Genomic DNA, 15,659 nt, shown 5'->3' with positions numbered 1-15,659 from the left:
AATTAAAAAAAGAAATATCATGAAAATGAAACATAAAATTATATTATTCTTACTCCTTGTCTCGATTGGTGGGGTTTCATGTAAAAAATATTTAAATATAAATAGTAATCCGTTAAGCTCCTTAACTGTAGAACCAAAACTACTTTTTGGTTATGCTATTACTGCTTGGGATGCCAATAAAAATAGTGGTGATGCCTGGATTCCAATAGGCCTTTTTAGTCAGACATTAGCCAGCGGCGGCGACTATGGCTGGGGAAAGGATAATGTATATAATATCAGTTCCTTTGCTCTTGGTAATACATGGAAAGTATATTATAGTACAGCAGGAAATAATCTGAAATTGGCTATTAAAAATGCCGAAAGTGCGAGTCCTGTTGATAATAATACAGCGGCGCAATGTAAAATCATATTGGCGCAGATCATGTATGAGGCAACTACCTTATATGGTGATGTGCCATACACTCAGGCCTTTGATCCAGATAAATTTCCTTATCCACAATATGATAGTCAAAAAAGTGTTTTAGAAGCAGTTATCGCTTTGTTAGATGAAGCAAATGCACAGATTAATCTGACAAATGCATTAAAACTTACAGATTATGATGTGTTTTACGCGGGTGATCTTAATAAGTGGAAAAAACTAGCTAATTCAATTAAGTTTAAAACCTTAATGGTAATGGTTGATAAGGATCCTTCAAAAGCTGCCGCTATTGGTCAGTTATTAGCTAATCCTTCTTCAATGATTTCAGCAGCAAACGAGAGTCAGCTAAGACCATATTACAGTACAACAAATAATGAAAATCCGAAATATAGATTGTTTAATCGGTATACAAATGGAGAGAACCAATGGTTTTTCGCTAATTCAAATGTATTTGATTACATGTTTCCTACCGCTACAGTGAGCGATCCTAGAATTCCAAAGTATTTTGACAAGGGAACTAATGCAAACTATAAAGCGATAGGTTCTGAGGTAACAGCTGATGAAACTGTATCCTTAATCAGCGCATACCTCTATAGAAAAGATGCGCCTTCAGTTATTTTCTCTTATCAAGAATTATTGCTTTTGAAAGCTGAGGCTTATGCGCGAGGTCTTGGAGTTTCTCAAAATCTGGCAACAGCTCAAAGTCTTTACAAAGAAGGCGTAATTCAGTCTTGTTTGTTTTATGGCGTATCAAGTACAGATGCAAACAACTTTGCAAACACTACACTTCCCAATTTAACAACTACAACTGATCCACTTAAACAGATTCATCTTCAACAGTGGGTAGATCTAATGGATAGACCAATGGAAGCTTTTGTTCAGTGGAGAAGATCTGGGCCAGAAGGCAGTGAGGTGCCGGCCTTAACTTTGCCTATTGGCGCAACTTCAGGAGCATTGATTAGAAGATATACTTTGTCATTAGATGAAGTTGCTGCTAATCCCAATATTCCTAATCCACAACCAAGATATTTCGACAAAATGTGGTTTGATTTGTAAATTGATAAATTTTAAATAGAAATAGGGCAATTCACAGATGAATTGCCCTATTTTTTTATATTAAATGCATTTTAATCTGATTTGTTTGAGTATCGATAATCAACTAGCTTGGATTTATCAATTTGTCATTGTGCTACGGCTTTTCGCGAATGAATGAACATGCTGTTATTACGTGGAGATTATTTAATAGGAAGTTTCCTAATATGATCCGGTAACATGTATATCGTAGCTTTAAGTTCTTTTCAAGTTCATTCTTTATAAATTCTATTTTTATTCCTTTCCTAGGCATAAGCTATAACTTGGGTTAACGATCTTCATATATCTAGGCTCGGGTCACCATCTGAAGTTCTTTTGCCAAAAAAATATCATTGGGTTTTTTGTGCACAAGTATTGTACCCGTAATCAACTTACCGAGGGCCTGTCTATTTCATGAAAGTACTTATAATCCCTATTTTTTCTTTACTGTATTAGCTAAGGGTACATAATCCGCTTTAAATTTCGGTGTTGATTATTTTAAGCTATTACTCTATTATATTATGATTGAGCGTAAGATTCTGTATTTCATCTGGAACTTTCTTTTGTTTAGGATATGTAGCGGACTTAATATAGTAAAGGTTGCTCGGCATGTTGATCGCAATGATAGATTCAAGAATTGATTTGCATCAATCCGAGAATACGAAAAATGCCAATATCGTTTTGGATAGTTCCGGTAGTTGTTCAAAGGTTTTTATTCTAATAAGTTTTGGGTAATGTCTGTCTAATTAGGCCAATTTCTAACTAAAACGTTAGTTTTTTTCCGTTTTTTAATCAATTTTAGAGATTCAGGATAGATTTTTAATAAAAAATGGTTTAATTGTTAAAAATTGTTAAAAAATATTTGGTGTTATTCGTAACTAACTATACATTAGCGTTTAATTAATCATTAACTAACCTATTTTCAAATTATGAAAAAACTTCTACAAAGTTTGTTCATTCTTGTGCTATGCGCATTCTCTGCATTTGCCCAAGAAAGAACAGTTACTGGTACAGTTACAGCACAAGAGGACGGGCTACCGATTCCGGGTGTATCTGTTAAAGTTAAAGAGGTATCAAACCTCGGAACACAAACTTCCGCCGACGGAAAATTCTCTTTAAGAGTGCCATCAAATGGCAAAACATTAGTCGTTTCTTATTTAGGGTATACCACTAAAGAAGTTACAATTACATCAGGAGCTTTGTCAATTGCATTGGTCTCTGACACTAAATCGTTAAATGAGGTTGTGGTTACAGCTGGAGGTCTCTCCGCTACAAAGGCACAATTAGGTACCGCATCGACAACTGTTAAAGCGGAACAATTAACTCAAGCGAAACCTACCAACGTTGCTGCTGCACTTTCCGGTAAAGTTGCAGGTTTGCAGTTAAACGTTATAGGAAGTGGTGTAAATCCTTCTTACCGTTTAGTATTAAGGGGTAACCGTTCACTATTGGGTAATAACCAAGCCTTAGTTGTTGTCGATAATGTAATTGTACCCAGTAGTATTTTAGGAAATCTCAATCCGGATGACATTGAAGATCTTCAGGTATTGAATGGTGGTGGTGCCGCGGCACTTTATGGTTCGGAAGCATCAAATGGTGCATTAATCATCACAACCAAAAAAGGTAAAAGAGGTTCAACAACCTACAAAATTGGCCAAACCACTAATGCAGAATGGGTAAGTTTTTATCCTGAACTTCAAAAGAGATTTGGCTCTGGAGCAGATTCTGATGTGCAGATTTATACTGCTCATGAAAATCAACAGTATGGTCCAGCTTTTGATGGCTTGCCTAGACCAATTGGCGACCCATTGGAAAATGGAGCAATACAAACTGTTCCTTATGCTTATAACGATTCCAAGTATAAATTTTGGGACACGGGTGTAACGAATATGACTGACTTCTCAATGTCAACAGGTGATGAAAAATCTTTAACTTTCTTATCAGCACAATATCTGGATGCAAAGGGTACAACCCCTAAAGATGCTTTTAACCGTTTTACATTACGTTTAAATGGTGATAGAGATTTTGGAAAGGGTGTAAGTATGTCATTCAATGCAAACTATGTTCAAAATAGATATAATGTTACCACAGCTACTTCAAGTATTTATGATCAGCTGATGCAGACACCAGGTAATATTGTAGTGACTGATTATAAAGACTGGCAAAATAATCCATTTGCTAATCCGGACGGTTATTATAATGCTTATTATCAGAACCCTTATTATACAATTGATAGTCAACGCCAAAATGTTAGAAACGATTATTTAACAGGTAACGTTGATTTAAAATACAAACCGTTAGATTGGTTGCGGTTCCTATATCGTGTAAACATTACCAGCCAAAATGCATCCAATAAAAATTATGTGGATAAATTTGTTAGATCGGCCTATACTAAGGGGTTAGGTTTATCATCGCTGAAAAACAACGATATTGCAGGTAGCGTTTCTGACGGTGAGTCATTCTCAAACCAATTATTAACTGAATTCCAAACAAACATTAATAAAGCATTAACAAAAGATTTAAGGTTAGACGTAACCTTAGGTGCCAGTTTGAGAAGCAATACCGCAAAAAATATCGGTGTGGCCGCTTCGGGCTTAACTTTTCAAGGCCTGTTTAACATCGCAGCGCGTACCGCAGCAAACATTACTGGCTCTGAGTCTAATTCAAAAGTTAACCAACAGGCTGTATACGGCGACATGCGGTTAAGTTTTAAAGATTATCTATACTTACATGCAACCGCACGTAACGATTGGTTCTCAACATTACCAACGGCAAACAGATCATTATTTTATCCATCAGTAGATGCTTCATTCATTGCTACCAATGCCATTGATGCATTAAAAGATAATAAGTTCTTAAACGTGTTAAAGTTTAGAGCAGGTTATACTACTGTTGGTAACGTGAACTTAGGCGCATATGCCTTGTTAACAACCTTCGGTCAAGCTAGTGGTTACCCATATAACAATAACCCAGGTTATGCTATCGGTACACAAACCATTAATCCTAATTTAAAGCCTGAGAAAACGCAAGGTGTTGAGGGAGGTATTGATGCAGAATTATGGGATAACCGTGTGAGCATTAGCAGTACTTTATATTACACCAGTACTACAGATCAAATTGTTCCGGTTAGTATTTCTTCTGCTTCGGGCTTTTCTTCTTATCTGACGAATACCGGGGAAGTAACCAACTTTGGTTCTGAGAACTCATTGAATGTAGTTGCTTTGCGTAGTACGAATTGGGAAGTTGCTGTTGGAACAAACTTCAGTTATTATGATAACAAAGTAAAATCAATCAGCGATGCCGTTTCAAGATTAAACCTATCTTCTGGTGGTAATGCACAGGTAGTTGCTGAAGCAGGTCAAACGTATCCAATGTTGAGAGGTACTGACTACAAACGCGATCCTCAGGGACGTATAATTGTTGATCCTAGAACAGGTTATCCTTCTGCTACCGAATCTGGAATTATTTTAGGAAATACCAGTCCAAAATATATCTTAGGTGTTAACCTTGCTGTGAAATATAAAACCGTAAGATTAGCAGCAGTTGCTGAGTACAGAGGCGGTTATATTGTGAACTCATCAAGTGCTGGTGATAGCTTTGATTTCTCTGGTTCAGGTGCAAGAACAGTAATTTATAATAGAGAGCGTTTTGTTTTTCCTAACTCGTCCTACCTAGATCCGCTTACCAACCAATACGTGGCCAATACAACCTTAACGGTTAGAGATGGTGGTGCTGGTTTCTGGCCTTCATCAGCTTATAACAGAGGAATTGCATCGAACTATACTTATAATGGTGCATATTGGAAAATTAGAGAAATTAGCTTATCATGGGACTTGCCAAAAAGTTGGTTAGGCAACATGAAAGTAGTTAAAGGTATTAATGTAGCTGCCCAAGGAAGAAACCTTTTCTTGTTTGTTCCAAAAGAAAACATCTATACCGATCCAGATTATATCTTAGGAAACAATGCTATTGGTATAAACACTTTAAGTCAAACGCCTCCAACACGTTTCTTCGGTGGTTCAGTTTCAGTAACATTCTAAATGAAAAAAACATGAGAAAATTATTTAAAATATTTATTCTTGGAACAATAATTTTATCAGGCTCGTCTTGTAAAAAATTCCTTGATGTTAACACTAACCCAAATAGTCCAACATCAGCAACCCCAAATCTGGTTTTGCCTCAGGCTATCGTTACTTCTGCCTCGGCAATGAACTCATACGATAATTTCGGAGCATGGACAGGCGGTTATAAAGCTAATGCAGGCGGTTACGGTGGCTGGGGTACCGTTTGGACCTACAACTTTACTACAAATGATTACGCAGGTGTATTTACAGATACTTTTGCTGGTATAAATCAGTTGAATTTTGTAATCAATAATACGACATCTGACGGCCCGTTAAAATATTATAATGCAATGGCCCGTATCATGAAAAGTTTTTTGTATGCAAAACTTGTTGATCAATATGGCGATGTACCCTATTCTGATGCAGGTAAAGGCTTAAATAATTTAAGCCCTAAGTATGATAAGTATACTGATGTTTATGCTGCTTGCTTTACGGAACTAAATAATGCAATTGCGATTATGAATACTGCTCCCGTTACAAACGTAACCACAGCAGTAACTGCCGCACAAGACCCATTATTTGGAGGAAGTGGAACAGCAAGTCTTGTAAAATGGAAACAATTTGCAAATACAATTAAATTAAAAATGGTGGTACGTGCCAAAAATGTAGCAGCACTTTCATCATTTGTAACATCAGCTATTGCTTCCTTGCCAACAGCTACCGGCGACTATGTAAGTGACGATGTAATTGTTCAACCAGGTTATTCATCTTCTACTGCTAGCCAATTTAATCCTAGATGGTCAACTTATGCCTGGGATATTAACGGTACAGCTACCGGTACCGGATTATCAAATTTACCAACGCCATGGATCGTTTCCTTCTACAACGGAACGAAATTAAGTGATAATGTTCGCGGTACTGCAATTTATGCATCTTTTGGTACCAATGTTTCGCAGACTATCAATGGCAATACTGTTACCTTCCAGGGCCCTGCTACTAATCAGCTGGGTTATGATACAGAGCCGGTTAAGCGTAGCCAGAATGGTTCTTACTGGTATTCAGGTGTAGGCCGATCTTCAAGACCAACAGGTACTACTGCAAATGCAGCAGCCGATGTTGGCGGTGTTTTAAAAGGGGCATCAATGGGTACTGTATTGATGTTGGCATCTGAATCCTACTTCTTACAGGCAGAAGCTTCGTTAGCTTCGGTAAATATTCTTCCTGCTCTAAACGCTAACGGACAAACGTTGTTTGAAAATGGCATAACCGCATCCTTTAATTATTTATATAAAAATGCTGCTAATGTTTATTTTAATACAACTCCCGCAGCTACCCTTAAAGATAATTATAAAACAGCAAATGCTACAAGTGCGTTAGTTAATTGGCCATTGGCTCTTAGCGATGCAAATAAATTAGAAGCAATTATTACACAAAAATATATTGCAGTTAATATGATCAATAGTGAGGAAGGCTTTAACGAATATAGAAGAACAGGGTATCCAACAATATCTGCTGGATCCACTTCTGCTACGGCTACTTTTGCCTCCTTAAAATCAGGTTCTCCAGCATTAGATAAATTGCCAACAAGAATCCTTTATCCTGCTGTTGAGTTTCAAGTTAACTCTGAGAATGTACCAAAAGGTGTTAGCTCTTATACGACCAAAATATGGTATGCTAAATAGTAACAATATTAAATTGCAAAGAAATGAAAATATTTAAATTATTAATAACGGGAGCAATTTTGACAACGGTGATGTCATCTTGCTTAAAAAATAAATTCGACACTATAAACCCTAGCGGAAGTCCTTCTGTTGTCGAGTTTAAAAATCCTGTTCCGCCATCATCAGAAACTCCTGAAGGTTCACTTTATACCGTTTTCCCAGTTGCCTACGAAGTTGGAGCAAGTGTTGAAGCTACTTATACCGTGCAGTTGACAGGTCCTGATCCGGCACCACAGGATGTTTCGGTGAATATTGGTGTAAAAAGTGCCGCAGTAGCTGAATTAAATGCGGATAAATCAGTGATTTCCTCTTATGTACCATATGTCGAGTTACCGGCGTCTTTGTATACAATCACTACACCAACAGTAACGATTCCTTCTGGTCAACGTACTGCCACAGTAAAAGTTACATATAAAACCGCTAATTTCGATTTTTCTAAAAAATACGCATTACCCATATCAATTACGTCTAGTAATTATGCTGGCGTAAGCAAAAATTTTGGAACCGTTTTATTAAACGTTTCTGCAAAAAATGCTTACGATGGAGTTTACACATATACTACCTCAGCAAATACTTCGTTGGTTCCTAATGCTAATAAAACTGTTTCATTAATAACAGTTAATGCAACCACTGTATCTTTGTCCCCAGGTTTATTGGGCACTTATACAAATGAAGTAACATATACTGTAGATCCATCTACAAATAAGGTAACTGTTGCTTGTCCGAGTTTAGGTGTTCAAACTCCACAAGATACCAGAAGCAACTGGAATCCGGCCACCAAAGTAATGACCGTTTTTTGGAAACAAGGGAATGGTGGCAGAACGTTTGAGGAAACCTTTACATACAAAGGAGTTAGATAGTAACTGATATAGTAAATTTAGGTTAATTTATAATTTACATTCCTTAAAATTAGAAAAGCCCAGTTGATAAACTGGGCTTTTCTTGTTAATTAAGACTATAAATTATAAAAATCAGATTTGTTTGCTTTTTTCTGTTTTCCGTGGTTTTCATTCACCTTAAATTGTTGCTAACTATGAGAAATTTTTTGATTTTAGTTAGATTTTTGGGTGTCACAGCGCTTTTTCGACTTGTATTTATGTCGATGTTTGTTCGACAAAAGAAGAATAAAAGCGGAGTGATCAGTGTTCAGGTTATTGGCAAGAGTTCTGGCGATACAAGATCATCAAAACCATAGGCAGCTCAGACTCTATTTTCCGTGTAATCTGCTTTTTAAAGAAGGGGAGCAGTGGATTAAAAGCCATCTTGGGCAAACAGAAATCGATCTTTCAGGCGCTTAGGATTCCTTCGATATCAAATATCCAGCAGATTACAGTTCCCGGAACCGAGCTACTGCCTGGAAAACTTTTCGATGAGGTCGGCTTTGCCCGGTTTAAAGATGATTTGTTTCGAAAACTTGTTTTATCCAGACTATGCTTTCCGGTCAGTAAGGTACATACCATTGATGACTTCAAAAAATTCATGGATAACATTTAATAAAACGGTTTCTGCAAAAAATACTTACGATGGTCTTTGCGTAATGCAAACAGGAAGTTTCGTACAACGTTATTCGAACCCTACAACTCCAACAACAGGAGATGCACCAAATGGAAATACTTCTACAAATCCTGATGTGACCTTAACTACTGTTGGAGCAACAAATTTGGAGATTACAAATTTAAGATGGGCTGGAGGAAGTTCTGGCGTTGCTGGTATTGACAATCTTCGTTTAACAGTAAATCCTTTGACTAACTTATTTACCATGAGTTCTTTAGGTACTCCTACACTGGCAAATGTTCCTTGGCCTGTTAACAAATATGATCCGGCAACCCGTACGTTTACTTTGAATTTTGACTGGAATCAGACCGCGGCTAAACGCATTTACGGGTTAAATATCAAATATAGTGGTGTTAGATAAAATTATATTTTAATTTATTAAAGGTGTTCGCTATATTAGTGAACACCTTTTTTTATGCTCATGAAAACCAGATATTTAATTTTGATATTTCTTGTTATATCAAGAATATCGTATTCTCAAAACATCCGTCAGCAAAAAATGGATCTTCCTGACGGGGCCAAATTAACTTATCAAACAATAAACAATGAACTTAACGGAATTTACTCCATAGAAAAAGACGGTTTAATTGTTTTGAGAGGTAATTATGTAAGCGGAAAACGTGTAGGCAACTGGTATCTCTTCAATAAAGACAAAACTCTTTTTGCCAGATATAACTATGATGCTAAGAAATTGATTTCTTTAGACACTAAAATGTTAGCTTTGGCTACTATAAATGTCAAGTCCGGAAATGATGATATCAATTCCAAAGCATCAGTAAGTTTTCCTTTACTGTCATTAGAGCAGTATTTTCCTTTAGTTACAAGGCTGGCTGAATCTATAGTTCCCTTCAACGATATTTATAAGCTTGAACAAAATCCGGTTACTATTACAGCAAAAGTTGACGATAAAGGGAATGCAGAATACTTTGTTAACTATGAAATAAAAGGAAAGAACCACGAATATAAAATTAAAGTTGATAAGGAGCCCTTTTTCATCGATTGGGTTGTTTCATCTTACGAGGGTAAGACATATCCTTCGGAATTCGTGATTAAGACCAAGTTAGTCCCTCCATCCCAAGAAGGTACGCACAGACGAATTAACTGGCTTTAATTAGTCCTGTTCATATAAACATAGGCCATCTCATAAGCAATTATGGAACGTTTTTTTTTGCTTATTGAGTTGTTAGCTTATAGGTATCAGGCCTATGGAGCGGATATTGGCACATTTGAACGCTATTTGTAGATGTAAAATAGAAAATGCCAACTATTCAGCCTTCAAGGTCATGAACGACCAATGGCGATCCCGTTTCTACTTTGGCCCTGGTTATCCTATCTAAAGAAACTTCCGAAGCTGTGATTATTATTGATATCAGTTTCTCCAAACAAAAGGCGTGCACTACGACGATTTGATTCTATTATTGTCGTAGTTATTATACACACTCTCAGCGATGCAACTTTTATCATAACAAGGCCAAACATTTTGTTTAAATTTCTTTCAAAAACTACGAATCCCATTAAGTATCGGCGTACAAATCCGAGCTGTTTCTAATCCGGTTTTAATGTATTTGTATCTTTTTCGATAAATTATAGCTTGTTTATGGCTTAATTATTAGGTGTTTATGGTTTTTATGCCCTTTTTTAGCATGTTTTGCGGTTATTTTTGTCTTTATCTCTGATATTGAGATAAAAAGTACATTATTTTTTATATTATAAAGTTTGCACGGTGTTTTTCTAAATGCTATATTGGATTGTTAAACGGAAACTAAACTTTTATTTATGAAACAACTCGCCCGGCGTTTGTTCTCATTGTTGTTCATTGCAACCGGAGCAATAACACAAGAAAGAACAAGCAGAAGCACGTATGTAACCAGCGGTGGCTTCAAAGATCCCCCCATTAATTGTTTAAGTTAAAATGTGCCATAAGAACCACTATTGACGCATTTAAAACTTTAAAGTATTCATCCTGATCATTAGCTTAAAACAAGGCAATAAAAATATGTGCAGTTTTTGTTGTTGAATTTGTATGCAGAATACAGAACCATTGCACGATTATTAACTAAACTAAACTTTTTATGAAAAAACTTCTACAAAGTTTGTTCATATTGTTGTTTGTTGCCAGCTCGGCAATGGCGCAAGACAGAACAATCACTGGTACAGTTACAGGTAAGGAAGACGGAATGCCTCTTCCTGGTGTAAGTGTTAAAATTAAAGGCGCAACAGGCGGAACCACAACTGGTGCAGATGGTAAATACGCTGTCCGTGTAACATCAGGCGCAACATCATTAGAATTTTCTTACATTGGGTTCATTACTCAATCCAGAACGATCGGTGGAGGATCAGTAATCAATGTGGCTTTGGAGAGCGATTCTAAAACATTAACAGATGTTGTTGTTACGGGCTATGGCGTAACCAAGAAAAAAGATTTTACAGGATCGGCTGCGAGCGTTAAAGGCGATGATCTGAAAGATAAACCGGTACAAAGTTTTGTGCAGGGCTTAACCGGCCAGGCTGCCGGTGTGAGTATCATTCAGCCAAATGGTTTATTAAACAATCCTCCGGTTATCCGTGTAAGGGGAGTAAGTTCAATTTCGTTGAGTTCCTTCCCTTTGGTCATCGTAGATGGTATTCCCTTTCCCACTGGTGATGCTTCAGCCAACTCTGCTACAAATAACCCCTTAGGTGATATTAACCCTGCAGATATCGAATCAATCGATATTTTAAAAGATGCGGCTTCTACTGCATTATATGGCTCCAGAGCTGCAGCGGGGGTATTGGTAATCACCACTAAAAAAGGAAAAACCGGCGATGCAAAGGTAACCTATGATGGGTGGGTGGGTGTAAACAATGCTGTTCGTTTGCCTGAAGTATTAAATGCCCAACAATACATCGATTCGAAAAATGCTGCAGTTAAAAACGCATTAGGGATCAATCCTAATGCACTTACTGCTGCTCAGAGAGATGCAAACGGAGTGAGTTTCTTTCCTAGCTATAATGCCGATGGCTCACTGGTTGATACGAAGTGGTATGATGAGGTTTATAGAACTGCTTATTCGCAAAACCACAATGTAACCATAAGCGGCGGAACCGCAAAAACAACCTATTACCTTTCGGGTGGTATTTCCGATCAGGACGGTTTCTTGAAAGCAAACTCTTTCCGAAGAAACTCTGCGCGTGCCAATGTAACGCACAAGGCCACAGAATGGTTAGAATTAAATTTAAACCTGAATTATAACAACAGTTTCAACAAATCTCCACAAAGTGGATCTGCTCCGGGTTCAGCATTTGCATCTTCAGGTTTGGGTCGTATTGCCATTGCTGCTGCACCAAACGTATCTGTATATAAACCAGACGGTAGCTATAACTTAAACGGTCAGTATATTGGTAACAACGCCAATCTTATTGCAGGTACCTGGGCCCACCCAACTGTATTGATTGAAAAAGATTTAAATACATCCGAAAATACCAGGTTTTTAACCAATCTTGGCGCAACTTTCAAAATTGTTGAAGGATTAACTTTCAGGTCAAATTACTCATGGGACAGAAGTAATACCGAAAACATTCAGTTCTGGAACCCCCAATCTGGTGATGGCTTTACTTATACGGGTTATGCCTATAATAATACTGCGCGCCGTAACAATTGGAACTGGATTAATACCTTACAGTATAACAAAACTTTTGGAGGCGACCATAATTTAAATTTAACCTTAGGATCGGATGTTCAAAAAACAAGAACCGTAAACTGGGGAGCCATCCGCCAGGGTTTAGGTGATCCAACTTTCTTCAATCAGTTCCAGGGTACTTATGTAACCAATGTTCCGGGAGGAAATGGCATTAACCAGATCTCTTTTGAAGCTTATCTGGCCAACTTGAGCTACAACTACAAAGGTAAATATTTCTTGAGCGGTAATTTTAGAAGAGATGGTAACTCAGGTTTGGCACAGGAGAATAAATGGGGTAATTTTGGTGGTGGATCAATCGGATGGTCAATCTCTCAGGAAGATTTCTTCAAAAATTCATCATTATCGAATACCATCAGCAATTTGCGTATCCGTGCAAGTTACGGAAGAGTGGGTAATGCAAACGTAGGATCATATAATGAATATACTACTTATAGCCCTGCTTTATATGGTGCTATTCCTTTTGCCTGGTTGTATGGGCAGGCTGGAAACAAGGATTTGAAATGGGAGACCAGTAACCAGACCGATATCGGTTTAAATATTGGCTTCTTGAAAGACAGACTTACCTTTGAAGCCGATTACTTTCATAAAGATATCAACAATTTGATTTTGGACGTTCCTCAGGCACCATCTAAAGGTATCCCTGGTGGAAGTATCCTGGCAAATGTGGGTTCGATGTACAATAAAGGATTTGAGTTTGCCATCTCAGGCGTGCCTGTAAAAACAAAAGACTTTACCTGGAATACCAACCTGAACTTCACTACAATTAAAAATGAGGTGACGGCCTTAGATCCTAACGTGAAACAGATTATTGGTACCACAAGTGGTTTGGAATCTGCCAGTATCACAACTGTTGGTCAGTCTATTGGAAGTATTTATGCGGTTAAAACAAATGGTGTTAACCCGGCTAACGGACGTCGGATTTTTATCAATGCTGCAGGCCGTGAAGTGCAGTATCTGCACCTTGGCGGTGCAAATGCATGGACTTATCTGGATGGTACTCCTGCTTCTTCACCCGCTGGTGATGCTCAGGTAATCGGTGGAACCTTGCCTAAATGGTATGGTGGGTTTAACAATACCTTTGCATATAAAAACTTCGACTTAAACATCATGTTTACTTACTCGGGCGGGAATTATATCTATAATGGCTCCCGTGCAGGATTATTGGATCAACGTTTCTGGAACAACTCAACAGAGGTATTAAATGCATGGACTACCCCGGGTCAGGTAACCAACATTCCGAGAGTGGTTTACGGGGATAATGTTTCCAATGGATCATCATTCCCTATTGACGCCAATGTTGAAAAAGGAGATTTCCTGCGTTTGCAGGCAGCAACGTTAGGGTATAAAATTCCAAAATCGGTATTTGGTAAAACCGGTATCAGTGGAGCAAGGGTTTATGCTGCTGTAAACAATGCTTTTATCATTACAGGCTACACAGGTGTCGATCCGGAGATATCTACTAATGGTAACTCCAACCTGGCGAGTGGTGTCGAACGTAACAGTATTCCACAGGGAAGATCGTTTACGTTCGGAATTAGTTTAGGACTATAATTTAAATACAAATCAACATGAAAATTTTTCATATCAATTCATACAAACTGAAGGTTGCTACATTAGCGGTAACAACATTACCCTTAATAGGTTTAGTATCTTCCTGTAAAAAGGAATTCTTGGTGGCAGCACCAGAGCTGACCCTTCCCGATCAGGATGCATTTGCCAATCCCACAAGAATTTTAGGACAGGTTAATGGTTTATATGTATCACTTAAATCCGGTTCATTTCTGGGCGGTAGATACGAAATTTATAACGATATCAGAGCTGAGGAATTTACAAACAGGTTAAGTAATAATGTTACCGGTTATGATGTTTACGGCGGCACAAATAACTCTACCAATACTTATATCGCCAGTTTCTGGTCGCAGGGTTATTTAACCATTAACAGGGTGAACCTCTTTTTGAGAGGTATAGAGGCCAACTCGACTGTTTTAACCCCAGCTTTAAATGCCAACTATATTGGTGAAGCTAAATTTATCAGGGCATTAAGCTATTTTTCTTTGATACAGATTTTTGCTAAACCTTACGTGCTAAATAACGGCGCCTCTCGTGGTTTACCATTGCGTTTGCAGCCAGAAACTTCATTAGCCAATAATGCATTAAAAAGTAGTACTGTCGCAGCTGTTTATGCTCAGATTATAAAAGATCTCGACGATGCGGAGGCTGGTTTGCCGGATGGACAGGGCTCCGCTCTGGCCAATACGACCAGGGCGCACAAAAACACAGCGATAGCATTAAAAACACGTGTTTACTTAGCTATGGGCAACTATGCCAAAGTAATTGAAGAAGGAAATAAGCTGGTTCCGCAAGTGGCCCCTTTTGTCAATACGGCCAGGACAGCACACGCTTTACAGGCCAACGTAGCCAATGTTTTTGCAGCACCATATACCACGTCTGAATCAATTTTCTCTCTGCCGATGGCGGATACCAATGCACCGGGAACCCAGAACCAGCTTGGATATTACTACAACGCTAACGTTGAGTATTTTCTGAATCAAACAGGTGCAGGTATTTACGCAGATGCAGCATGGCCTTCAACTGATGCCAGGAAATCCAGTTTAACGGGCAATGTAGCCCTATCTTCTACCAGTACGGTACGCAGGGTAACTAAATTCTCAGGCACTTCACCATTTATAGATTTTGTTCCAATTATTCGCTACGCGGAAGTATTGCTGAATGTTGCAGAGGCAGAAGCTTTGGTAACGGGTGGTAATCTAGTTCGTTCCAGAGCCATATTACAGGCTGTACGCAATCGGTCTGATGCATCTTATGTATTTGGAGTATTTGCTACTCCAACAGATCTGGCAAATGCAATTCTGAAAGAAAGACGTATTGAATTGCTTGCAGAAGGATTTAGGTATAATGACCTGGCCAGAAAAGCCGCCCCACTTCCTTCTTTTGGTGTAGGTACGGCTGTTCCTGTTTCGGATGATCGTTACACGTTCGCAATACCGCTTGCTGAAGTTAACACCAACTCAGAGGTTAATAACTTTTAATTAAAATAATATTGCCGGGGCTATCTTTTAAGATAGCCTCTTTTTTTGTGTCTTGTTTTTCTGAAGTTAGCCTGTTTAAAGCTGAATTTCACACCATTCGA

Annotated in this window: 8 protein-coding genes; all 8 read left to right on the top strand. The window is 38.1% G+C overall.

Annotation, left to right across the window (positions count from 1 at the left end; translation table 11 throughout):
* Nucleotides 1-19 precede the first annotated feature (19 nt).
* Nucleotides 20-1,474, top strand: a complete 1,455-nt coding sequence (locus tag ACK1I8_RS18050; protein WP_412466684.1) for a SusD/RagB family nutrient-binding outer membrane lipoprotein — start codon at nucleotides 20-22, stop codon at nucleotides 1,472-1,474.
* Between the two features lie 944 nt (nucleotides 1,475-2,418).
* On the top strand, nucleotides 2,419-5,529 hold the full coding sequence (locus ACK1I8_RS18045) for a SusC/RagA family TonB-linked outer membrane protein (RefSeq protein ID WP_412466683.1): 3,111 nt from the start codon (nucleotides 2,419-2,421) through the stop codon (nucleotides 5,527-5,529).
* Between the two features lie 11 nt (nucleotides 5,530-5,540).
* Nucleotides 5,541-7,235 carry a SusD/RagB family nutrient-binding outer membrane lipoprotein gene (locus ACK1I8_RS18040; RefSeq protein ID WP_412466682.1) on the top strand — a complete coding sequence of 565 codons (1,695 nt, stop codon included), beginning with the start codon at nucleotides 5,541-5,543 and terminating at the stop codon, nucleotides 7,233-7,235.
* Nucleotides 7,236-7,258: 23 nt separating this feature from the next.
* On the top strand, nucleotides 7,259-8,134 hold the full coding sequence (locus ACK1I8_RS18035; RefSeq protein WP_412466681.1) for a DUF1735 domain-containing protein: 876 nt from the start codon (nucleotides 7,259-7,261) through the stop codon (nucleotides 8,132-8,134).
* Nucleotides 8,135-8,736: 602 nt separating this feature from the next.
* The gene (locus ACK1I8_RS18030) at nucleotides 8,737-9,189 is read left to right on the top strand and encodes a hypothetical protein (RefSeq protein ID WP_412466680.1); all 453 of its coding nucleotides are present in this window, start codon (nucleotides 8,737-8,739) and stop codon (nucleotides 9,187-9,189) included.
* Between the two features lie 60 nt (nucleotides 9,190-9,249).
* The gene (locus tag ACK1I8_RS18025; protein ID WP_412466679.1) at nucleotides 9,250-9,939 is read left to right on the top strand and encodes a hypothetical protein; all 690 of its coding nucleotides are present in this window, start codon (nucleotides 9,250-9,252) and stop codon (nucleotides 9,937-9,939) included.
* A gap of 961 nt (nucleotides 9,940-10,900) precedes the next feature.
* Entirely contained in the window at nucleotides 10,901-14,059 is a 3,159-nt protein-coding gene (locus ACK1I8_RS18020) for a SusC/RagA family TonB-linked outer membrane protein (protein ID WP_412466678.1), read from the top strand.
* 17 nt (nucleotides 14,060-14,076) lie between these two features.
* Nucleotides 14,077-15,558: a RagB/SusD family nutrient uptake outer membrane protein gene (locus tag ACK1I8_RS18015; protein WP_412466677.1), complete on the top strand. Its 1,482-nt coding sequence runs from the start codon at nucleotides 14,077-14,079 to the stop codon at nucleotides 15,556-15,558.
* Nucleotides 15,559-15,659: the final 101 nt, after the last annotated feature.

The organism is Pedobacter sp. KLB.chiD, assembly GCF_047040275.1.
In the GTDB taxonomy this organism is placed as follows: domain Bacteria; phylum Bacteroidota; class Bacteroidia; order Sphingobacteriales; family Sphingobacteriaceae; genus Pedobacter.
Note: the sequence above shows the minus strand (reverse complement) of the source record. Positions and strands in the feature narration are given on the sequence as shown.